Genomic DNA, 20,492 nt, shown 5'->3' with positions numbered 1-20,492 from the left:
CCTTCGAGGCCGCTTCAGGCAAGCACGCACGTCCGGGCGGGCACGTGCGTCGGGGCTGCGGGCCGGGCGGCCCGCCCGCCGACGCGGCGCGCCGGGTCAGCCGCCGAGGGCTGCCCCCACGGCGACGACGACGAACATCAGCACGAGCACGGCCGCCATGACGCGGTTCCTGGTCTTCGGGTCCACCCTTCGAGCGTAACGGCTCCGGCCCCGGGGCCTGCGGCCAGCCCCGGACCACCGCCCGGCCTCCGCTCCGGACATGGTGCGTCCGCAGGCCCGGGCGTGTCCGGCGGGCCCGGCCTATCGTTGGACTACGCGGCTGCCCGCACGCCCGTGCGGCGGCGGGGAGGAGCGGCACGATGACCGTCGTAGACACCGACAGGATCGACATGGCCGACACCAGCGACGAGCGCACCCTGGACATGATGTTCGAGTGGCTTGAGCCCGTCCCCGAGGGATTCAAGGTCGAGATCGTCGAGGGGACCGTCCACATGTCGCCGCAGCGGGACACGCACTGGGAGATCACGTTCAACATCCTGGAGCAGCTGCGCACCACCTACGAACGCCGACAGCTGAAGACCGACGTGCGCATCGACTTCCCCGGCCTTCTCAACGGCTTCGCCCCAGACGTCGCGGCGCTCGCTGCGGACGCCGTCAGGGGCGAGGACGGTCGCTGGCGCTACCAGGACATCGAATTCGTCGCCGAGGTGATCTCCAGGAGCACGGCCGCCAACGATTACGGCTCCAAGAAGGCCACCTACGCCGTGGCCGGCGTCCCCGTCTACCTCATCGTCGATCCGTACACCGGCACGTGGCACCTGCACACGCTCCCGAAGGAAGACGAGTACCGCAGCGTCCTGAGCCTCGACTTCGGCACCCCGATCGACCTCACCTCGACCGTCGTCGGCCTCGTCCTCGCGACCGACGCCTTCCCCCGCGACTGACGCCCCGCACACGAAGGACGCCCTCCTCCCGGGAGACCGGGAGGAGGGCGTTTCGCGCGTGCGGGGCCGTGCCCGCCGCTCTACGCCGCCGTCGTCAGCTGCTCGCGCGGGACGAAGCGGACGTGCGGGCGGCCCGGGCGGAGGTCCACCTTCAGGCGGAGTCCGCCGACACGGGCCAGGGCGAAACCGACGGCCAGGGCGGCGATCACCGAGATCGCGCCGCCGGCCGCGAAGCCGACGCGGGCGCCGTACGTGTCGCTGATCCAGCCGACGATCGGGGCGCCCACCGGCGTGCCCCCGGCGAAGACCATCATGTACAGGCTCATCACCCGGCCCCGCATCTCCGGGTCCGCGGCCATCTGGACGCTCGTGTTGGCGGTGATGTTCGTCGTCAGCCCCAGCATCCCGATCGGGACCAGCAGGAGCGAGAACAGCCAGACGTACGGGGAGAGGGACGCGGCGATCTCCAGCAGCCCGAACGCCGTGCCCGCCGCCACCAGCATCCGCAGCCGCGAGGAGCGGCGGCGGGCCGAGAGCAGCGCGCCGGCCAGCGAACCGGCCGCCATGAGGATGTTGAAGAACGAGTACATGCCCGCGCCGCCGTCGAAGATCTCGTCGGCGAAGGCGGTCAGCCAGATCGGGAAGTTGAAGCCGAACGTGCCGACGAAGCCGACCAGGACGATCGGCCAGACCAGGTCGGGGCGGCCCCGGACGTAGCGCAGGCCCTCGCGGAGCTGGCCCTTGGCGCGGGGCACGGTCACCGAGGCGTGCAGCTCGTCCGTACGCATCAGCAGCAGGCCGACGAGCGGGGCCAGGAAGGAGAGGCCGTTGAGCAGGAACGCCCAGCCGCTGCCGACCGTGGTGATCAGGACGCCCGCGACGGCGGGGCCGATGAGCCGGGCGGACTGGAAGTTCGCCGAGTTCAGGCTGACCGCGTTGCGCAGGTGCGCGGGGCCGACCATCTCGGAGACGAACGACTGCCGGGCCGGGTTGTCGACGACGGTCACCATGCCGAGGAGGAAGGCGACCAGGTAGACGTGCCAGACCTCGACGACCCCGGTCAGGGTCAGGACGGCGAGCGCGATGCCGCACAGGCCGAGCATGGCCTGGCTGACGAGCAGGATCTGCCGCTTCGGGAGCCGGTCGGCTATGACGCCGCCGTACAGGCCGAACAGCAGCATGGGAAGGAATTGGAGGGCCGTGGTGATGCCGACGGCCGTCGCGGAACCCGTCAGGCTCAGAACGAGCCAGTCCTGCGTGATGCGGGACATCCAGGTACCGGTGTTGGAGATCACGGCGCCCGTGGCGAACAGGCGGTAGTTACGGATCTTCAGCGACGAGAAGGTCCCGCCGGTCGTGCTCTCGTGGGTGGAAGTCGGTGCGGGGGCGGAGTCTGCTCCGGATCCCGTACTCAAAAGGGTTCATCTCCTCGGGCGTCTACGGTGTTCGGTCCGACGAGGACGTGACGACGGGCGCTCCGGCGGGGGCCCGGCGCCAACCGGACGGCGTACGTCCGGTCCGGCGGCGGGTCACCGTCGTCGCGCCCGTGGGATCACAGGTGGGCGAGCTTCTCCAACACGGGCGCGGCGGCCCGAAGCGTCTCCCACTCGTCCTCGTCCAGGCCCTCGGCGAGGTGGGTCAGCCAGGCGTTCCGCTTGGTGCGGCTCTCCGCGAGCATGGCCTCGGCCTGCTCGGTCTGGCTGACCATCTTCTGCCGACGGTCATCGGGGTGCGGTTCCAGCCTGACCAGGCCCTTCGCTTCCAGCAGCGCGACGATGCGGGTCATCGACGGAGGCTGGACGTGCTCCTTGCGGGCCAGCTCGCCGGGGGTGGCCGAGCCGCAGCGGGCGAGGGTGCCGAGCACCGACATCTCGGTGGGGCTCAGCGACTCGTCGACCCGCTGGTGCTTGAGGCGGCGGCCCAGCAGCATCACGGCGGAGCGGAGGGAGCTCACGGCGGCGGCACTGTCACCGTCGTGGATCAGGTCAGGCATGTTTGTTAGCGTAACTCATTACCCTACCTAAATACCACCCGGTAGTGCAGGTGCGGAAATCTGCTCACCCGAACGAGTGAGTTCGGAGCGGAAAGTGACGCGGGAAACACTCCGGGGCGGCGACCCTGCTGGGCATGGGATCGACAGTACTCAGCCTGCGGATAGACAGTGAGCTGCTCGACCGGCTCCGGCAGCACGCCGCCAAACGCGGAATGAGCGTCCAGGACTACGTGGTCCGGACGCTCATTCGCGACGACTTCGACGAACGCTTCACCGCGGCCGTCGAGGAGACGGAGAAGTTCTACGGCGACTCCGGCGGGGGCGTGACGCCCCCGGCCGGCGGGGTGGACGACGCCGCGGCCCGCGTGATGGGGGTGACACCGCCGGTCACGTGACGGGGGGTGGCTCCACCGGTCACCCGATGAGGGCGACGCCCCGGGTCACGTGAGGCCGAGCGCCGGCATCGCGTAGTAGAAGACGAACACCGCCGCCACCGCGTACATGGCCACCGGGACCTCACGGCCGCGGCCGGCCGCCAGCCGCAGCACGGCGAAGGCGATGAAGCCGATGCCGATGCCGTTGGTGATCGAGTACGTGAACGGCATCATCAGCATCGCGAGGAACGCCGGGATCGCGAGCGTGTGGTCGCTCCAGTCGATGTCCCGCACCGAGCCCGCGATGATCAGGAAGCCGACCGCCAGCAGGGCGGGCGTGGCCGCCTGCGACGGGACCATGGTCGCCAGCGGCGTGAGGAACAGCGCCACCGAGAAGAGCAGGCCGGTCACCACGCTCGCCAGCCCGGTCCGGGCGCCCTCGCCGACGCCCGCGGTGGACTCCACGAAGCACGTGGTGGCGGAGGAGGAGCTGGCGCCGCCCGCGGCGACCGCGACGCCGTCCACGAGCAGCACCTTGTTGATGCCGGGGAAGTTGCCGTCCCGGTCCATCAGCTTCGCCTCGTCCCCGACGCCCAGGATGGTGCCCATCGCGTCGAAGAAGCAGGACAGCAGCACGGTGAAGACGAACAGGACGCCCGTCAGGACGCCGACCTTCTCGAAGCCGCCGAACAGACTGACCTGGCCGAGGAGGCCGAAGTCCGGCGTGGAGACCGGGCTGCCCGGCCACGAGGGCGTCGTCAGGCCCCAGGCCCCCTCGGGCAGGCCGGCGATCGCGTCGATGACCACGGCGACGACCGTCATCGCGACGATGGAGATGAGGATCGCGCCGGGCACCTTGCGCACGATCAGCGCGAGGGTGAGCAGCGTGCCGAGCACGAAGACCAGCACCGGCCAGCCGTTGAGGTGGCCGTCGCCGCCGAGCTGGAGCGGCACGGTGGTGTGCGCGGCGTCCGGCATGCGCGAGACGAAGCCCGAGTCGACCAGGCCGATCAGCAGGATGAAGAGGCCGATACCGATCGCGATGCCCTTGCGGAGCGATTTGGGCACGGCGTTCATCACGCGTTCCCGCAGCCCGGTGGCGACCAGCAGCATCACCACGATGCCCGCGAGGACGACCATGCCCATCGCGTCGGGCCAGCTCATCCGGGGGGCGAGCTGGAGCGCGACGACGGTGTTGACGCCGAGGCCGGCGGCGAGCGCGATCGGCACGTTGCCGATGACGCCCATCAGCAGCGTGGAGAAGGCGGCGGAGAGCACCGTGGCGGTGACCAGCTGCCCGTTGTCGAGCTGGTGACCGTACATGTCCTTCGCGCTGCCCAGGATGATCGGGTTGAGCACGATGATGTACGCCATCGCGAAGAACGTGGCGAACCCGCCGCGGAACTCCCGGGCGACGGTGGACCCCCGCTCGGAGATCTTGAAGAACCGGTCCAGGCTGCCCTGGGACTGCGGAGCCGACGGGGGCGGGGAGTCGACCTGAGCGGTGGCCGAGGGGGGCATGGGTGACCTCAGTCGTACGTAGGGAGGTAAGGCGGGGCGCTACCAGGGGGAAACAAAGGGACGAAAGGTGACCGAATTTGGATGTTCAGACGAAGAATTCGAGCCAACCCAAAGCAGATTCAGTATGAATACATCAAGCGAAGATCGCTATCTCCGCGCGTAGACCCCTGGCGCCGCCGGGGCCCGGGCGCCTTCCCGCGGCCTCCCCGGGGCTCGGGTCCGCCGAGCGGAGGGCCTGCGGGCCCGCCCCATACACTGAGGGCATGGAGAAGTGGACCCCGAAGCACGAGGCACCCGAACCCCTGGAGGGCCCGGTCGTCGCCACCGTCGTCGGCGGCACGATCCTCTGGTTCGTCCTCTTCCTCGTCCAGCTCCCCTTCTACGGCTGGTTCGCCGACCGCGGCCACACGTGGTGGGTGTGGACCCCGCTGGCCGGCGCCGGACTCGGCCTGATCGGCATCTGGTACGTGCGGGGGCGCGACGCCGCCCTCAAACGGCACGCTGCCCGGGCCGCGGCGAAGGACGCCGCCGGGGCGGAGGCCGAGGGCAGCGCGCTGGGCATCGGCCGGACGGGCCGCCCCGACCGGCTCGGCTGAGGCACCCAGGGCGTCCCGACCGATGCGGCGGAGGCGCGCCGGTGGCCCCGACCGATGCGGCGGAGGCGCCCAGGACACCCGACCGGCTCGGCCGAGGCACGCAGGGCACCCGGCCGGCTCGGCCGAGGCACGCAGGGCACCCGGTCGGCTCGGCCGAGGCGCGCGCGGGGACGCTCCCGCCGGTTCGGCCGCCCACGGCGCCCGGGCGTACCCGGCGCCTTGACCGGGGCACGCTCACCCCCGTACGACCACAGGCCCGACTTCGTCCTCCCGTGGTCGGATCTTCACCCCTCCCGGTGGGTGGTTCCCCGGGGACGCCCGTAACGTCGGAGCCATGACGCAGCGGGCACTCGATTCCTCCGGAGGACAGACCCCCGGCCCCGGGGAGCACTCCCCCGGCACCTCCCGGCCCTCCCGGAACTCCCCGGCCTCGCGGCAGGCCAAGATCGACGCGGGGGCGGAACTCGATCCCGTCCACCCCGTGGACCCGCCGCCGCCGGCCCACCGGCCCACGGGGCTGAGCGCCGCCGAGGTCGCCGAACGGGTCGCGCGCGGCGAGGTCAACGACGTCCCCGTGCGCTCCTCCCGCTCGGTCACCGAGATCGTCCGGGCCAACGTCCTCACCCGGTTCAACCTGATCATCGGCGTGCTCTGGGTGATCATGCTGTTCGTCGCGCCGATCCAGGACAGCCTCTTCGGTTTCGTGATCGTCGCCAACACCGGCATCGGCATCATCCAGGAGTGGCGCGCCAAGAAGACCCTGGACAGCCTCGCGGTGATCGGTGAGGCGAAGCCGACCGTGCGCCGTGACGGGGTGGCCGCCGAGATCTCCACCTCCGAGATCGTCCTCGGCGACCTGGTCGAGCTGGGCCCGGGCGACAAGGTCGTCGTGGACGGCACGGTCGCGGAGGCCGACAGTCTGGAGATCGACGAGTCGCTGCTCACCGGCGAGGCCGACCCGGTGGTCAAGCGGCCCGGCGACCAGGTGATGTCCGGCAGCTTCGTCGTCGCGGGCGGCGGGGCGTTCACCGCGACCAAGGTGGGCCGCGAGGCGTACGCGGCGCAGCTCGCGGAGGAGGCGTCGCGCTTCACGCTCGTCCACTCCGAGCTGCGCAGCGGCATCAGCACGATCCTGAAGTACGTCACCTGGATGATGGTTCCGACGGCGATCGGGCTGATCCTCAGCCAGCTCGTCGTGAAGGACACCGACTTCAAGGACTCCGTCGCCCGGACCGTCGGCGGCATCGTCCCGATGATCCCCGAGGGGCTGGTCCTGCTGACGTCGGTGGCCTTCGCCATCGGGGTCGTCCGGCTCGGCCGCAAGCAGTGCCTGGTGCAGGAGCTGCCCGCCATCGAGGGGCTCGCCCGGGTGGACGTGGTCTGCCTGGACAAGACGGGCACGCTCACCGAGGGCGGCATGGACGTCAGCGAGGTCCGGCCGCTGAACGGGGGCGACGAGGCGTACGTCCAGCGGGTGCTGCGGGCCTTCGGCTCCTCGGACCCCCGGCCCAACGCCAGCCTCCAGGCCATCGTCGACGCGTACCCGGCGGACGGCGGAAACGCGGACGGCGGCGGCGCGGAGAGCGGCACCGCGGGGACCGGCGGCGCGGAAGGCGGCACCAAGGGGACCGGCGGCGCGGAGGCGTGGACGGTCACCGACGCGCTGCCGTTCTCCTCGGCGCGCAAGTACAGCGGCGCGGCGTTCACCGAGGCGGACGGAACGCCCTCCGCCTGGCTGCTCGGCGCCCCCGACGTCCTGCTGTCCGAGGGCGACCCGGTCCTCGGACAGATCGAACAGCTCAACGAGCAGGGCCTGCGGGTGCTACTGCTGGCCCGTGTCCCGGGCGGCGAGCTGGACGCCCCCGGAGCGGCCGCCGAAGCCTCCCCCACCGCCCTGGTCGTCCTGGAGCAGCGGCTGCGCCCGGACGCGGGCGACACCCTCGCGTACTTCGCGGACCAGCACGTGGCCGCCAAGGTCATCTCCGGGGACAACGCGGTCTCGGTCGGCGCGGTCGCCGGGAAGCTGGGCCTCGCGGGCGCGGAGAACACGCTGGACGCCCGCCGGCTGCCGAGCGACCCGGACGAGATGGCCTCGGCCGTGGAGCGGAACGCGGTCTTCGGGCGGGTCACCCCGCAGCAGAAGCGGGAGATGGTGGCCGCCCTCCAGTCGCGCGGCCACACGGTCGCGATGACCGGCGACGGGGTGAACGACGTCCTCGCGCTCAAGGACGCGGACATCGGCGTCTCGATGGGCTCGGGCTCGGAGGCGACGCGCGCGGTGGCGCAGATCGTCCTGCTGAACAACAGCTTCGCGACGCTGCCCTCGGTGGTGGCCGAGGGCCGCCGGGTGATCGGCAACATCACCCGGGTCGCGACGCTCTTCCTGACGAAGACGGTCTACTCGGTGCTGCTGGCGATCCTGGTGGTCTGCACCCAGGTGGAGTACCCGTTCCTGCCGAGGCACCTGACCCTGCTGTCGACGCTGACCATCGGCGTCCCGGCGTTCTTCCTGGCCCTCGCGCCGAACAAGGAGCGCGCCCAGCCCCACTTCGTACGACGCGTCATGCGGTACGCGATCCCCTCGGGCGTCCTCGCGGCGGCGTCCACCTTCGCCACGTACCTGCTGGCCCGCCACCACTACTCCGGGGCGGGCGCGCTGGAGGCCGAGACGAGCGCGGCGACGCTGACGCTCTTCCTGGTCTCGATGTACGTCCTGGCGATCATCGCCCGCCCCTACACCTGGTGGCGCGTGGCCCTGGTGGCGGCGATGGGGCTCGGCTTCCTGATCGTGCTCGTGGTGCCGTGGCTCCAGGACTTCTTCGCGCTGAAGCTGGTGGGCTCGGTGATGCCGTGGGCGGCGGTCGGCGTCGCGGCGGCGGCGGCCGTCCTGCTGGAGTTCGTCTGGCGCTGGGTGGGGCGGCGCTTCGGGGCGTAGGCCGCGGACAGCGGGAAGCCCCCGGGAGGACGGTCGTCCTCCCGGGGGCTTCCGTAAGCCGGTACTACTTCACGTCGAGGTAGTCGCCCTTGGCCGAGACCGCCGGGGTGCTCGGCGTGCCGGCGAAGCTGTAGCGCCACGTGCCGTCGGCCGAGGCCTTGACGGTGGTCTTCAGGGTGCCGGTCGAGCTGGTCTTGACGGTCTTGACCGTCGTGTAGCTCGTGGCGCCCTTCTTCTTGAACTGGAGCTTCACGGACTGGCCGCTGTAGCCCTTGTACGTGCCGGTCTCCCAGTTCGCACGGGTCAGCTTGCCGGTGACCGTGATGGTCTTGCCCTTCTTCACCGGCTCCGGCGAGGCGTTCACGGTCAGCTTGGAGAACCGCTGGACGCGGACCTTGGAGGCGGTCTCCCGCAAGACCTCCTCTTCGTCGTTGGCGACGGCGACGGCGCCGACGCGCCACCAGGTCGCGTCCGAGTTGATCAGGAAGGCGGGGTCGAGGGTGATGGTGCCCTTGCAGGTCGTGGTGGTGGCGTTGACCACCTTGCAGGAGATCGACTTCTCGTTCGGGTCGAAGCCGAAGCTGTCCTCGTCGTCGAGGGACGAGCCGATCCAGATGAACGCGGCGGCCCCGGCGATGCCGGAGTCGTCGGTGGCCGTCACGGTGTAAGGCACCGTCTGCTTCGACTTGGTGCCGACCGGAATCGGCTTGCCGCCGTTGACGACCGCCGAGGTGATCGTGCCGTTGCCGTACTCGGTGGCGGCGAAGGCGCGCTGCGACTTCTCCCCGGCCGAGGGCTGGATGGCGGTGAAGCCGCTCTCCGGGTTCCAGGAGCGACCGTCATCGGCCTGAGCGGCCGGTACTGCGAAAGCGGAAAGGGCCAGGGCGCCGGTGACGGCGGCCACGGTGGCACGAATACGCATGTGTCCCCAAGTGGAGAAGGGGCCCCGGGGCGCGCTTGCGTCGTCAGCCCGGCGGGGCCCATCTGATCCATGAGCCTCTTGGCTCACTGGAACAGACATGCGAACCAGGTGAACGGTTGTACACGTCCATGACTTTTCTGTGAAGTCCCTGATCCACGTCCCGCCCGGCCCCGGCCCCCTCCCGGCGGCCGGTCAGTCGAACCAGCGGTCCCGGGCCAGTTCCTCCGTCCGGGACGGGTCCTCCAGCAGGGCCGCGACCTCGAAGCGGCGGGGCCACTGGCCCGCCGCCCAGGCCAGGCCGGCCGCGACGCCTTCCAGGGTGGCGGCGTGGACGGTGCCGTCCGGGGTGCGGCGCCAGTCCAGTTCGACGCCGCCCGCGCGCAGTTCGGCGTGCTCGACGTACGTGTCCGGGGTGCGGGCGCCGAGCAGGACGCGGACGGACTCCGGTACGCGGTGCTCCTCGCCCTCACTGGTGACGTCCGCCTCGACCGTCTCCCCGAGGCGGCGCACCTGGAGCAGGTCGGCCAGGTCGGCGGCGTGGGACGGGGCGACCGGGAGCAGGGGCAGGCCCTCGGCGAGCGGCAGCACGTCGGGGGCGTCCGCGATCACGGCGTCGGCCGCGTCGACCACGGTCACCTCGCCGTCCACCACCGCCCGCAGCTCGTCCGGCAGCGTCACCCGGTCCGGGTCCAGTCCGGCCAGCGCCGTGTAGAGCGCGTGCAGGTGTACGGGGGTGACGGGGCGGTCCTCGTCGGCGAGGCGGCCCAGCAGTTCGGCCGCGCCGCCCGGCTCGTCCAGGAGGGCGTCCACCGAGGTCCGCACGCCGAGGGCCCGCAGCACCTCGGTGTCCTCGAAGCCGGTGGCGTCCACCGCGTCGTACAACCCGGCCAGCCGGGGGTCGCCGCCCGCGGCGCGCAGTCCGGCCGGGCGGCGGCCGTCCAGCACGGGGTGGTCGCGCAGCCACCACGCGGTGTACGGGCGCACGGACTGCGTGGTGCCGTCCGGGAGGAGCACCCGTACCGGCTGGGTCAGCGCGTCGCGCAACGGCGGCTGCGCCAGCAGCGCGAGCGCCTGCGGCCAGGCGTCGTCGTCCACCAGGTCCAGGTCCCGTACGGCGACGAGCTCGGTGGCGACGGGCGGCACCGGGGTCTCGGGCAGCTGGTCGAGCAGGTCCTCGCACCACACGTCGACGGCGTCCAGCAGTCCGGCGTCGTCGGGTTCGGCGAAGTCGCCGTCGCGGGGCTCCAGTTCGTCCGGGTCGAGGACGACGTCGGTGGCCCGCACGAGAGCGAAGGTGGCGAGCACCCCGCAGGCGGTGAGCGGGCCTTCGCCCCATCGGTCGGCCAGCTCCTGGTCGACGAACCCCAGTTCGCCCTCGCGCATGACCTGCGCGAACGGGCTTGCGGGCAGGACGAGTTCACCCGCCGGAGTCGGTTCGCCGTCCTCGTCGGGGAGGGCGAGCGCACCGAGCCAGGGCTCGTCGCCGGGGCCGAGTTCGGCGTCGCGCACCAGGGTGAGGACGGTCTCCGCCAGCTCGTCGGCGTCGAGCGCGTCCTCGTCCCAGATCTCGCCCGCGTCGAGCGATCCCGCGACGGCCGCCCGCACCTGAGGCGTCGTCAGTACGGCGCGGGGGGTGGCGGGCAGGGCTCCGAGCTTCTCCAGCAGGGGGTGGGCGGCGTCCGGGTGGGCGACCTTGAGGCCGAGCCGGGAGAGCCGGGCGAGCAGGGGGCCGGTGAGCGCGTCCGGGAGGGGCAGCAGGATCTGGCGCGGCCCGATCACGGTGCGCGGCGGGCGGCCCGTCCGCTCGTCCTCCGGGTCGCCCGCCAGCGGGACGGGGAGGCCGGTGAGCCGGTCGGGGTCGGTGCCCGCCAGGCTGTCGTAGAGCCGGCGCCACCAGGCGGGGTCGCGCTCCAGTCCGGCGAGGCGGTCGATCGCCTCGGTCAGCGGGACGCGGGCCACCCCGAGGGTGCGCAGTTCGGTGCGCCGCTCCAGTCCGGCGGGCAGCAGGCAGGGCAGCACCTCGGCGAGCACCCGTACGGTCTCGGCCCCGACGCCTTCGACGACCTCGGCCTCCACGGGCCGCAGGGCGGAGGCGGTCTCCTCCACCCGGTCGCGGTCCTGTTCCCAGTCGCCCGCCCAGCCCTCCCGGTCGGCCTCGGGGTCGCGGGGGGCGGCGGGCTCCAGGAACGCGACCCGGGGCAGCCGGTCCAGGACCGCCGCGCGCAGGGCCCCGTCGAGGGCGCCCTTGCCGAGCCGGCCGGGCACCAGGTCGATGGTCCCGGTCGACACCGGCCGCCAGCCGCCCAGCAGCTCGGCGTAGGCGTCGGCCGCCCGCTCCACCAGGAAGTCGGTGAGCGGCCCCGGCGCGGGGTGCCTGCGGGCGGTGTCCAGCGGGAAGGAGGCGATGAGCAGGGCGGGGACGCCGAGGGGTTCGTCGGTCGGCGTCGGGGCGTGCACGACGGGGGTCGTACGGGGGCGGAGCGGGGCGCCCTCCTCGTCGACCGGGACCGCCCAGGTCACCGACCAGTGCGGGCGCAGCCGCTCCTCGACCGGGCGGTCGGCGAGCAGGGCGGGCCCGACGGGCCCGTGGCGGAAGACGGTGCGCCAGCGGTTCAGGCCGCGCGCGGAGTCGTCGATGTGCGTGTACGGGCCGTGGACCGAGCGGGTCAGGGTCCGCGTCCCGTCCGGGGTCTCGACGACGACCTCGTCCAGGCCGGGCAGCGTGAGCAGCAGCGCGTCGTCCACGGCGGCCAGCAGCCGGGTCGCCAGGTCCTCGGCGGTGCCGTCGCGCAGCGGCAGCACGACGACGGTGTCGTACCCCTGGGGTGCCGAGCCCTCGGCGGGCAGCGGCAGCCGCAGCAGCGGTACGTGCCCGTCGCGGCGGCGCAGTTCGTCACCGAGGCCGGGGGAGCCCACGGCGGCCTGGCGGGCCAGCTCGCGCGCCTCGGCCAGCGACCAGCGGACCCCGCCGTGGACGCCGAGGACGGCCGGCTCGTCGCTGACCGCGAGGACGGCGGCGAACCCGACGCCGAAGCGGCCCACGGCGGACTCGTGGCCCTCGCGCTTGGCGGAGGCCCGCAGGGTGGACAGGGACTCCACGCCGGTGGCGTCGAGCGGGGCCCCGGTGTTGGCGGCGGCCAGGACGCAGCGTCCGTCCGGGTCGCCGGGGGCGGCGGGGTGCAGAGTGAGGCGGAGCCGGCCCGGCACGCCGGCGCGGGCGGCGGCGTCGGCGGCGTTCTGGGCCAGCTCGACGACGAGCCGGTCGCGGTAGCCGCCGAGCGCGAGGTCCTCCTCGGCGTTGGCGTCCTCCCGGAACCGGGCGGGCCCGGCGCCCCACGCGTCGAGCACGCCGCGCCGCAGCCGTGCCGTCCCGAACGGATCGGCCCCCTCGGTCGCCTTCATGCTCACGCTCTCGACTCCGTTCGGTGAGGGGAGGCCGTGGTGCCCCTGCGGCCCAGTGTGCGCCCGAAGGTACCGCGCGTGCCGCACCGAGGGCGTACGACGCCCGCCCGCTGCTCGGTGACCCTGGCCTTTCCGGCCGGCCCGGCGCTCACGGCGCCCAGGGCGATCCGGCCTGTCCGGCGTCCGAGGACGGAACCCCCGGGGGCGTTTCAAGCGCGTGCGGCGTCCGAGGACGGAACCCCCGGCGGGGCGGGCGGCGCACAGGCGGGGCCCCGGCATCCCGCTACCTACGGCCCCCGGCGGTCCCCGGGCGCCGCACGCCCGGGCCCCCGGCGGTCAGGAGCATCAGGAGTGGCCCAGGTCCTCCGACGAACCGTCCGGCTCGTCCGGGACCGAGCCGCCGCCCCGCTCCGCCCGCAGCGTGTACGCGTCCACCCGCATCGTGTCCAGCGCGTGCGGCGCCGGCTTCGGCGGGGTGGGCATCACCGCGGCCTCCGAGTGCCCGCCGCACCCGTACGCCAACGACACCACATGGCCGTCCGCCGGGCCGAACTCGTTCGCGCACACCCCGAACGCCTGCTTCAGCGACCCCGCCATCGGGATCAGGAACGCGCAGCTCACACAGGTCGCCGGGGCCGCCTGCGCCATCGGCGTCCGCGGGCCGAAGGCCTCGTCCCACCGGTCGGCGGCCTCCATCAGCCCGTACCGGGACAGCACCCGCGCCCGGCGCGTGCCCAGCTCCTCGGCCACCGCGGCGATCGAACCCCGGCTGGTCGCGGCCACCGGCCGGGCGGTCAGCTCGGCGTCCTCCGCGTCGACGAGCTGCGCCATCTCCTCGGAGACCAGGGAGTTCGGCGGCGGCTCGTCCTCGCCGCTCCAGCCGGGCTCCAGCCGCAGGTCCTCCGCCTCGGTGGGCAGCAGGTCGCCGGGGCCCATGTCGCCGGGGCGCAGCCGCTCGCTCCACGGCACCCACTCCGGCGCGAGGAGCGCGTCCGCCCCCGGCAGCAGCACCGTTTCGTCCAGGGTGACGTTCTTCGCGCGGGAGGCCCGCGCCACCGTCACCGCCCAGCGCCAGCCCCGGTAACCGGGCTCCTTGGCCTCGAAGTAGTGCGTGACGACGCGGTCCCCCTCGGAGACCACGCCGACATGCTCACCGACCACACCGGGTGCGGCGGCCTCCTCGGCGGCCTCGCGTGCGAGGTCCACCGCCTCGGCGCACAGACGGTCGGGAACGGGGGGACGGGCCGTACGGCTTCGCGTCGTCGTCGCAGCACTCACAGGTCTTCGCTTCTCTCCATACGCCAGTCTCACGAGCGCGCCAGCTGCTGGACGATTGTCGTTGCGGCCGGACAAGCCAGACGGGTCGGGGCGGAGCGGACCTGGGGGCCGCGTCGACGTCCACACCCGGTGTGCCTGCCTCGGGCGCGCCTTCTGCCATCCATTCTGCGGGATCGCGGAGAGCGTGCGGCCAAGAACAAACGCCGGTGGCGCGTTAAGCACGCTACCCTCTCCGCCGCTCCGCGCCCACCTGCCCGTCCCAAACGTGCCGTATCCGTTCCCCGGCGGACGCCGGCGCCCCGCTCCCCCGACAGGGCGTCGGCCGGAGCGCCCCGTGCGAGTCCGCGGCCGATCACCGTTCGAACCTGCCGGGGTTGGGGCACTATGACGAGGTGGCTGGCACCAGGTCGCACGACGGCCCCGGCCCGCTCCGCAGGGCGGGACGGGCGACCGGGCGTGCTCTGCGCGCCCCGTTCACCGGCACGGCGCGCTCCATCCGCAAGGCGACGCACGCCCACGGGGCGGGCGAGTCGGGCCTCGGCAAACTGATCGAGCTGCACGCGGTGAACGGCGCGGGCGACGTCATGATCACGGTCGCCCTGGCCTCCACGGTCTTCTTCTCCGTCCCCACGGACGAGGCGCGCGGCCGGGTCGCGCTCTACCTCGCCATCACGATGGCCCCCTTCACCCTCCTCGCCCCGGTGGTCGGCCCGCTGCTGGACCGGCTGCCGCACGGCCGCCGAGCCGCGATGGCCGGGGCGATGCTGGCCCGTGCGCTGCTCGCGATCACCATGTCGGGTGCGGTCGCCACGGGCGGCCTGGAGCTGTATCCGGCCGCACTGGGCGTCCTGGTCTGCTCGAAGGCGTACGGCGTGGTGCGCAGCGCGGTCGTGCCGCGCCTGCTGCCCCCCGGGTTCTCCCTGGTGAAGGCGAACTCCCGGGTCACCCTGGCGGGGCTGCTGGCCACGGGGGTGGCGGCCCCGATCGGGGCCGGCCTCCAGACCGTCGGCTCCGCCTGGCCGCTCTACGGGGCCTGCGCGATCTTCGTCGCGGGCACCTTCCTCGCCTTCACCCTGCCGCCCAAGGTCGACTCCGCGAAGGGCGAGCGCCGGGCGCGGCTGATCGACCCGCACCACGAGCAGCCCGCCCCGCGCCCCGCCCCCGGGAAGGGCAGCACCCGGGCGGGCCTGTACAGGAAGGGCAACGGGCGGAAACCGGCCAAGGAGCGGCCACCGGGCCTGCGGTCCGTCGGCGGGTCCGTCCTGCACGGGCTCCAGGCCAACGCCGCCCACCGGGCCCTCTCCGGCTTCCTCATCTTCTTCCTGGCCTTCCTGCTGCGCGAGCACCCGCTGGCCGGGCAGAGCGCGGCGGTCTCGCTCGGCATCGTCGGCGTGGCGGCCGGGGCGGGCAACGCCTGCGGTACGGCGGTGGGCTCCTGGCTCAGGGCGCGCGGCCCCGAGGTCATCATCGCCACGGTGCTGGGGCTGGCGCTGGGCACCGCGGTCCTGGCCACGGTCTTCTTCTCCACCGCCCTGGTCGCCGCCCTCGGCGCGGTCGCCGGGTTCACCCAGGCCCTCTCCAAGCTGTCGCTCGACGCGATGATCCAGCGGGACGTGCCGGAGGAGGTCCGCACGTCGGCGTTCGCGCGGTCGGAGACGTTGCTCCAGATGGCCTGGGTGGTCGGCGGCGGCATCGGGATCGCCCTGCCGCTCAACGCGGTGCTCGGCATGTCGGTCGCCGCGGGCCTTCTGGCGCTCGGCGCGGCGGCCTCCGTACGGGGCCTCCTGGGGGCCGCGCGGCGCGGCACGCCGCACCCCCGCGCGGCGTGAACGGAAGCGACCGATAGCCTTCGGCCCATGACCGTTGCGTTCTTCTCCGGTAAGGGCCGTCGAATCGGCGTAGCTCTTGGTGCCGTGTCCGCGGGACTCCTTGTCCTGTCCGCCTGCGACAAGCCGACGCCGCTCGCCACCGTGACGGTCGGCAGCGACTCGGTGAACACCGAGGCCACCTGCTACAACGACGGGGAGGCGATCAAGGAATCCCTCGTCCAGGACTGCCTGAACAAGAAGGCCGAGAAGTCCGTCACGGTCGCCATGGACGACAAGGTCCGCTTCGGCGTCGACCCCGAGATCGCCGAGAACGGCTGGACGCTCTTCATCAACGGCCAGCAGGCCGAGCAGGAGCCGTACGACAAGACCTACCGGACCATCCCCGGCAGCGCCTTCTTCGCCAGCCAGACGGGCAAGCCCGCCGAGAAGACGACCATCTCCATCGTGGAGACCAAGGGCAAGAAGCTCACGGGCATCTGGCAGTTCGAGCTCAAGAAGGACTGACCGGCCGGGCCGGGCAGGACCGGTCCGCCGAGCGTCCTCCCCGTCCTCGACCCTGAGGCTGAATCCGTGCGTGTGCTGGTCGTGACCGCTGTCCCGGTGGAACGGGACGCGGTCACGCGTGCGTTCGGGGGCGTCCCGGAGGCGGTGGCGGCGCCGGGGGCCGAGCTGCACCGCAGCGGGGCGTTCGACGTGCTGGCGGGCGGTGCCGGCCCGGCCGCCGCCGCGGCGGCCACCGCGTTCGCCCTGGCCTGCGCCCCCACCCCGTACGGCCTCGTCGTCTCGGCCGGCATCGGCGGGGCGTTCACCCCGCTGACCCCGCTCGGCACTCCGGTCGTGGCGAGCGACATCGTCGCCGCCGACCTGGGCGCCGAGTCCCCCGAGGGCTTCCTCCCGGTCACCGCGCTCGGTTTCGGACGGGACCGCTTCACCCCGCCGCCCGCGCTCGTACGGGAGGTGGCGGCCGCCACCGGCGCCGCCGCCGGCCCCGTCCTGACCGTCTCCACCGCGACCGGCTCCGCCGAACGCGCCGGGGCCCTGCTCGCCGCGCATCCGGGGGCGCTGGTCGAGGCGATGGAGGGCTTCGGGGTCGCGGAGGCCGCCGCCCGCGCCGACGTGCCCGTACTGGAGCTGCGGGCCGTCTCGAACGCCGTCGGCCCCCGAGACCGGGACGCCTGGCGCATCGGCGACGCGCTGGCGGCGCTCACGGACGCGTTCGGGAAGAGCGCCCCCGTACTGGAAGGTTGGAACCGGCATGACCACTGAAACCGCGCCCGGCGGCAGCCCGTCCGGGGACGCGATCCGGATCGCGTACTCGCCCTGCCCCAACGACACGTTCGTCTTCGACGCCTGGGCGCACGGCCGGGTGCCCGGCGCGCCCGCGCTGGACGTGACCTTCGCCGACATCGACCTCACCAACGGCATGGCCGAACGCGGCGAGCTGGACGTCCTGAAGGTGTCGTACGCCGTGCTGCCGTGGGTGCTCGACGAGTACGCGCTGCTGCCGTGCGGCGGGGCGCTGGGCCGGGGCTGCGGCCCGCTGGTCCTCACCAGGGAGCCGGGGCTCGACCTGACCGGCCGGAGGGTCGCCGTGCCGAGCGAGCGCTCGACGGCGTACCTGCTGTTCCGGCTCTGGGCCGCGGACATGGTCCCGGGCGGGGTCGGCGAGATCGTCGTCATGCCGTTCGACGCGATCATGCCCGCCGTCCGGGACGGCAGGGTGGACGCGGGCCTGGTCATCCACGAGGCCCGCTTCACGTACCGGAACTTCGGGCTGCACAACCTCGCCGACATGGGCCGCCACTGGGAGGACACGACCGGCCTCCCGATCCCGCTCGGCGCGATCATCGCCAAGCGCTCCCTGGGCGAGGAGACGCTGCGCCGCCTGGCCGACTCCGTGCGCGGCTCGGTCCGGCTGGCCTGGGACCACCCGGAGGTCTCCCGACCGTACGTCCTGGAGCACGCCCAGGAGATGGACCCGGCCGTCGCGGACCAGCACATCGGGCTGTACGTGAACGAGTTCACCGCCGACCTCGGGGACGAGGGCTACGCGGCGGTCCGGGGCCTGCTGACCCGCGCGGCGGCCGAGGGCCTGGTCCCGCCGCTGAGCCCGGACGCGCTGGCGTTTCCCTGAGCGACGCGCGGCCGGCTCCCGGCCGCCGGGAAGGACGACCCCGGTGCACACCTCGATCGGCCCGTTCACGCTGGAGTTCTGGAAGGAGGGCCGCACCCACGAACGGCGCTCCGGCCTCCGGGGCACGGTGCCGGAGTTCGGGGAGGTCGTGCTCACCGCGCCGCTGCCCCTCAACCACACGCCGGGCAGCGTGGTCTCGGAGGTGCGCGGCCCCTCGATACCCACGGCGGTGTTCGAGACCCGCGGCATCCACACGGACGCCACCGACCTGCCGACCCTCAACGGTTCGACGCTCCGGGTCGGCGACGCCATGGTCTACCTGCGGCGCAACCGCTTCGGCCTGACGCACCGCGCCCGTGCCCTGCGCTTCCGGTACGGCGGCGACCACTATCTGCTGCGGGCGGTGAACCGGAAGCGGTTCGTCCTGGTCCGGCGCGCCGATGACGAGGACCCCGGGGTCACGCTCACGGCGAAGCTGTCGGGGTTCGGCGGCGGCAGGCGGCTGGCGGTCCGCACGTCGGGCCGGGCCGTGGCGGCGGACATCTCCCTCGTCGTGCTGTTCGCCGGGATCGACCGTGCGCCCCTGACCCGCTCGGGCGCGGTGCGCGCGGCCCTGGGACGGTCGGCCCGGCTCTGGGCGGAGAGCCAGGCGTGACGCGACGGGGCGGGGGGCGGGCGGCGGCCGGAACCGGGCCGGGCGGTCGTGCCCGGGCCGGCGGCCGTGCCCGTGCCCGGGCCTTCCCGCCGGGCTCGGCCCCGGCCGCGCCGCACGTCCGTACGTCTACACGTCGAGCTGGTCCGCGACCGCCCTCAGCAGCCCCGCGATCTTCGCACCGGCCGCCTTGTCCGGGTAGCGGCCGCGCTCCAGCTGCGGGGTGATGTTCTCCAGGACCGTCGTCAGGTCCTGGACGATCGACGCCAGCTCGTCCGGCTTGCGGCGCTGCGCGGCCGCGACGGAGGGGGTGGGATCGAGGACCACCACGGAGAGGGCCTGGTCGCCGCGCTGGCCCGCGACCACGCCGAACTCCACGCGCTGGCCCGGCTTGAGTGCGTCGACTCCGGCAGGGAGTACCGACGAGTGGACGAAGACGTCGCCGCCGTCGTCGCGGGAGAGAAAGCCGAAGCCCTTCTCGCTGTTGAACCACTTGACCTTGCCGGTGGGCACGTCTGTCCTCGTCCTCGTACTCGTCGGTGTGCGGGAGAGCCGGGGTACGGCTCCGGATAGCAAAGCAGCGGGTCACCGTGGCCCGCTCGGTCCCAGGCTAATGGCCCTGGGGCCGGTGACAAGACGTCGCCGGAGAGTTCCTCAGGGCTGGGAACTACCCTGGTCGGGTGAGTACTACTCCTTCAGGCGCGGGCGATCGGCTTGTTCAGGTCGGCGCGATCGTCTTCTTCATCGGCGCCGTGGCCACCCTGGTCACCGTCGCCCCCCTGTTCCTGGGCACGGACCCGTTCCCGTCGATCGCGTACGCGGTCTCCATGCTGATGGGCGTCGGGTTCCTGATCGCCGCGGCCGGCGTCGTGCGCTCGGTCTGGGCGAACTCGCCGAAACGGGCCGCGAACCCGTAACCGGTCCGCGTACGCCCGCTTCCCGCCGTCCGGGCCGCGTGCGTCCGCTCACGCCGCCCGGGCCGCGTGCGTCCTCTCACGCCGCCCGGACCGCGTACGCCTGCCCGCCTCACGCCGCTCGGACCGCGTAACGCCCGCCTCACCCCGCCCGGGCCGTGTGCGTCCGCCTCACCCCGCCCGGGCCGCGTCGAAGGAGGCCAGCCAGGCCGGGAAGCCCGTCAGCGCCTCCAGCACCACGTCCGCGCCCGCCGCCCGCAGCTCCGTCGCGTCGCACGGCCCGGTCGTCACCGCCACCGACAGCGCCCCGGCCGCCCGTGCCCCGCGCACGTCGCCGAGGTGGTCGCCGACGTACACCTGCGCCCCGTGCTCGCGCAGGGCGTCGCCCTTGGCCTCCGCCCACAGCCGGCCGATCACCGCGTCCGGTTCGATGCCGAGGTGGTCCAGGTGCAGCTTCGCGTGCGCCGCCTGCTTCGCCGTGACGACGATCGCCCGGCCGCCGAGCGCCCGGACGGCGGCCACCGACTCTCGCGCCCCGGCGAGCGCCGTGCTCGGGGTTATCGCGTGGTCGGGGTAGAGCTCCCGGTAGCGGGCGGCCACGGCGGGCACCTCTCCGGCCGGGAACCAGTGCGCCAGCTCCGTCTCCAGCGGCGGCCCGAGCCGGTTCACCACCAGGTCCACGTCGATCGACGCCCCCGTCTCCGCGGCCAGGACGCGGAAGGCGGCGGCGATGCCGGGCCGGGAGTCGACAAGCGTCATGTCGAGGTCGAAGCCGACCGTCAGAGGGTGCCGCTGCGCGTGCGGATGCCGATCGGGGCGCTGAACCGTGGAAGCCATGCCTGCCATTGTGCCGACCGGCCGCAGGCCGCCCGGAGCCCCGGTCGCGGAAGCCGCCCGGAGCCCGCGAGCGGGGGCCCGTGCGGAAGCCGCCCCGGCCCCCTGTGCGCGAGGCCACCCCGGAGCCCCCGCCCATGGCGAGAAACCGCCGCCTAGACTGA

At 73.4% G+C, this 20,492-nt stretch carries 18 protein-coding genes; 10 read left to right on the top strand and 8 right to left on the bottom strand.

The genetic code is table 11. The features are described from left to right. Positions 1-359: 359 nt before the first annotated feature. A complete protein-coding gene (locus ACH4K1_RS00545) occupies positions 360-944 on the top strand; it encodes a Uma2 family endonuclease (RefSeq protein WP_398084936.1) in 585 nt (194 codons plus the stop codon). 80 nt (positions 945-1,024) lie between these two features. On the opposite strand, the gene ACH4K1_RS00540 is transcribed toward ACH4K1_RS00545, so the two are convergent. Beyond that, on the bottom strand, positions 1,025-2,359 hold the full coding sequence (locus ACH4K1_RS00540; RefSeq protein ID WP_398084933.1) for an MFS transporter: 1,335 nt from the start codon (positions 2,357-2,359) through the stop codon (positions 1,025-1,027). 137 nt (positions 2,360-2,496) lie between these two features. After that, complete coding sequence (locus ACH4K1_RS00535; RefSeq protein ID WP_073765320.1) at positions 2,497-2,937, bottom strand: MarR family winged helix-turn-helix transcriptional regulator; 441 nt, start codon at positions 2,935-2,937, stop codon at positions 2,497-2,499. A 134-nt stretch (positions 2,938-3,071) separates the two neighbouring features. On the opposite strand from ACH4K1_RS00535, the gene ACH4K1_RS00530 reads away from it, so the two are divergent. After that, a complete protein-coding gene (locus ACH4K1_RS00530; RefSeq protein WP_398084930.1) occupies positions 3,072-3,332 on the top strand; it encodes a ribbon-helix-helix protein, CopG family in 261 nt (86 codons plus the stop codon). A 45-nt stretch (positions 3,333-3,377) separates the two neighbouring features. Here ACH4K1_RS00530 and ACH4K1_RS00525 read toward each other — a convergent pair whose 3' ends face one another. Beyond that, on the bottom strand, positions 3,378-4,832 hold the full coding sequence (locus ACH4K1_RS00525) for an NCS2 family permease (protein ID WP_398084928.1): 1,455 nt from the start codon (positions 4,830-4,832) through the stop codon (positions 3,378-3,380). A gap of 263 nt (positions 4,833-5,095) precedes the next feature. Between ACH4K1_RS00525 and ACH4K1_RS00520 the strand changes: the two genes are divergently transcribed. Together ACH4K1_RS00520 and ACH4K1_RS00515 are read left to right on the top strand one after the other, a co-directional pair. Beyond that, complete coding sequence (locus ACH4K1_RS00520) at positions 5,096-5,428, top strand: DUF2530 domain-containing protein (protein WP_398084925.1); 333 nt, start codon at positions 5,096-5,098, stop codon at positions 5,426-5,428. Between the two features lie 334 nt (positions 5,429-5,762). Then, entirely contained in the window at positions 5,763-8,363 is a 2,601-nt protein-coding gene (locus ACH4K1_RS00515) for an HAD-IC family P-type ATPase (RefSeq protein WP_398084922.1), read from the top strand. A gap of 64 nt (positions 8,364-8,427) precedes the next feature. Here ACH4K1_RS00515 and ACH4K1_RS00510 read toward each other — a convergent pair whose 3' ends face one another. From ACH4K1_RS00510 to ACH4K1_RS00500, 3 genes are all read right to left on the bottom strand, one after another. Next, a complete protein-coding gene (locus ACH4K1_RS00510; RefSeq protein WP_398084919.1) occupies positions 8,428-9,285 on the bottom strand; it encodes a DUF5707 domain-containing protein in 858 nt (285 codons plus the stop codon). A 192-nt stretch (positions 9,286-9,477) separates the two neighbouring features. Continuing rightward, complete coding sequence (locus ACH4K1_RS00505) at positions 9,478-12,687, bottom strand: sacsin N-terminal ATP-binding-like domain-containing protein (RefSeq protein ID WP_398086527.1); 3,210 nt, start codon at positions 12,685-12,687, stop codon at positions 9,478-9,480. 345 nt (positions 12,688-13,032) lie between these two features. Continuing rightward, positions 13,033-13,965: a DUF3027 domain-containing protein gene (locus tag ACH4K1_RS00500; RefSeq protein WP_398084917.1), complete on the bottom strand. Its 933-nt coding sequence runs from the start codon at positions 13,963-13,965 to the stop codon at positions 13,033-13,035. A gap of 392 nt (positions 13,966-14,357) precedes the next feature. Between ACH4K1_RS00500 and ACH4K1_RS00495 the strand changes: the two genes are divergently transcribed. From ACH4K1_RS00495 to ACH4K1_RS00475, 5 genes are all read left to right on the top strand, one after another. Next, entirely contained in the window at positions 14,358-15,794 is a 1,437-nt protein-coding gene (locus ACH4K1_RS00495) for an MFS transporter (protein ID WP_398084914.1), read from the top strand. A gap of 27 nt (positions 15,795-15,821) precedes the next feature. Further along, positions 15,822-16,298 (top strand): DUF2771 domain-containing protein, encoded by a 477-nt coding sequence (locus ACH4K1_RS00490; protein WP_398084912.1) that lies wholly within the window; start codon positions 15,822-15,824, stop codon positions 16,296-16,298. Positions 16,299-16,364: 66 nt separating this feature from the next. After that, complete coding sequence (locus ACH4K1_RS00485) at positions 16,365-17,060, top strand: futalosine hydrolase (protein ID WP_398084909.1); 696 nt, start codon at positions 16,365-16,367, stop codon at positions 17,058-17,060. Further along, a complete protein-coding gene (locus ACH4K1_RS00480) occupies positions 17,050-17,928 on the top strand; it encodes a 1,4-dihydroxy-6-naphthoate synthase (RefSeq protein WP_398084907.1) in 879 nt (292 codons plus the stop codon). Before ACH4K1_RS00485 ends, ACH4K1_RS00480 begins: the two co-directional genes overlap by 11 nt. Before the next feature lie 43 nt (positions 17,929-17,971). Continuing rightward, the gene (locus ACH4K1_RS00475; protein WP_398084904.1) at positions 17,972-18,583 is read left to right on the top strand and encodes a hypothetical protein; all 612 of its coding nucleotides are present in this window, start codon (positions 17,972-17,974) and stop codon (positions 18,581-18,583) included. Positions 18,584-18,709: 126 nt separating this feature from the next. Here ACH4K1_RS00475 and ACH4K1_RS00470 read toward each other — a convergent pair whose 3' ends face one another. Further along, positions 18,710-19,093, bottom strand: a complete 384-nt coding sequence (locus tag ACH4K1_RS00470; RefSeq protein ID WP_006126557.1) for a cold-shock protein — start codon at positions 19,091-19,093, stop codon at positions 18,710-18,712. A gap of 167 nt (positions 19,094-19,260) precedes the next feature. On the opposite strand from ACH4K1_RS00470, the gene ACH4K1_RS00465 reads away from it, so the two are divergent. Beyond that, a complete protein-coding gene (locus ACH4K1_RS00465) occupies positions 19,261-19,497 on the top strand; it encodes a hypothetical protein (RefSeq protein WP_228989595.1) in 237 nt (78 codons plus the stop codon). A 168-nt stretch (positions 19,498-19,665) separates the two neighbouring features. Here the strand turns inward: ACH4K1_RS00465 and ACH4K1_RS00460 are convergent, their stop codons facing one another. Beyond that, complete coding sequence (locus tag ACH4K1_RS00460; RefSeq protein ID WP_398084899.1) at positions 19,666-20,331, bottom strand: HAD family hydrolase; 666 nt, start codon at positions 20,329-20,331, stop codon at positions 19,666-19,668. Positions 20,332-20,492: the final 161 nt, after the last annotated feature.

Source organism: Streptomyces sp. NPDC017448 (assembly GCF_044330565.1).
In the GTDB taxonomy this organism is placed as follows: Bacteria; Actinomycetota; Actinomycetes; order Streptomycetales; family Streptomycetaceae; genus Streptomyces.
Note: the sequence above shows the minus strand (reverse complement) of the source record. Positions and strands in the feature narration are given on the sequence as shown.

Bases quoted from the DNA above. Each gene is read 5' to 3' on its own strand.
- ACH4K1_RS00545 (WP_398084936.1), top strand. From the start codon at position 360: ATGACCGTCGTAGACACCGACAGGATCGACATGGCCGACACCAGCGAC.
- ACH4K1_RS00535 (WP_073765320.1), bottom strand. From the start codon at position 2,937: ATGCCTGACCTGATCCACGACGGTGACAGTGCCGCCGCCGTGAGCTCC.
- ACH4K1_RS00530 (WP_398084930.1), top strand. From the start codon at position 3,072: ATGGGATCGACAGTACTCAGCCTGCGGATAGACAGTGAGCTGCTCGAC.
- ACH4K1_RS00525 (WP_398084928.1), bottom strand. From the start codon at position 4,832: ATGCCCCCCTCGGCCACCGCTCAGGTCGACTCCCCGCCCCCGTCGGCT.
- ACH4K1_RS00520 (WP_398084925.1), top strand. From the start codon at position 5,096: ATGGAGAAGTGGACCCCGAAGCACGAGGCACCCGAACCCCTGGAGGGC.
- ACH4K1_RS00515 (WP_398084922.1), top strand. From the start codon at position 5,763: ATGACGCAGCGGGCACTCGATTCCTCCGGAGGACAGACCCCCGGCCCC.
- ACH4K1_RS00510 (WP_398084919.1), bottom strand. From the start codon at position 9,285: ATGCGTATTCGTGCCACCGTGGCCGCCGTCACCGGCGCCCTGGCCCTT.
- ACH4K1_RS00505 (WP_398086527.1), bottom strand. From the start codon at position 12,687: ATGAAGGCGACCGAGGGGGCCGATCCGTTCGGGACGGCACGGCTGCGG.
- ACH4K1_RS00490 (WP_398084912.1), top strand. From the start codon at position 15,822: ATGACCGTTGCGTTCTTCTCCGGTAAGGGCCGTCGAATCGGCGTAGCT.
- ACH4K1_RS00480 (WP_398084907.1), top strand. From the start codon at position 17,050: ATGACCACTGAAACCGCGCCCGGCGGCAGCCCGTCCGGGGACGCGATC.
- ACH4K1_RS00460 (WP_398084899.1), bottom strand. From the start codon at position 20,331: ATGGCTTCCACGGTTCAGCGCCCCGATCGGCATCCGCACGCGCAGCGG.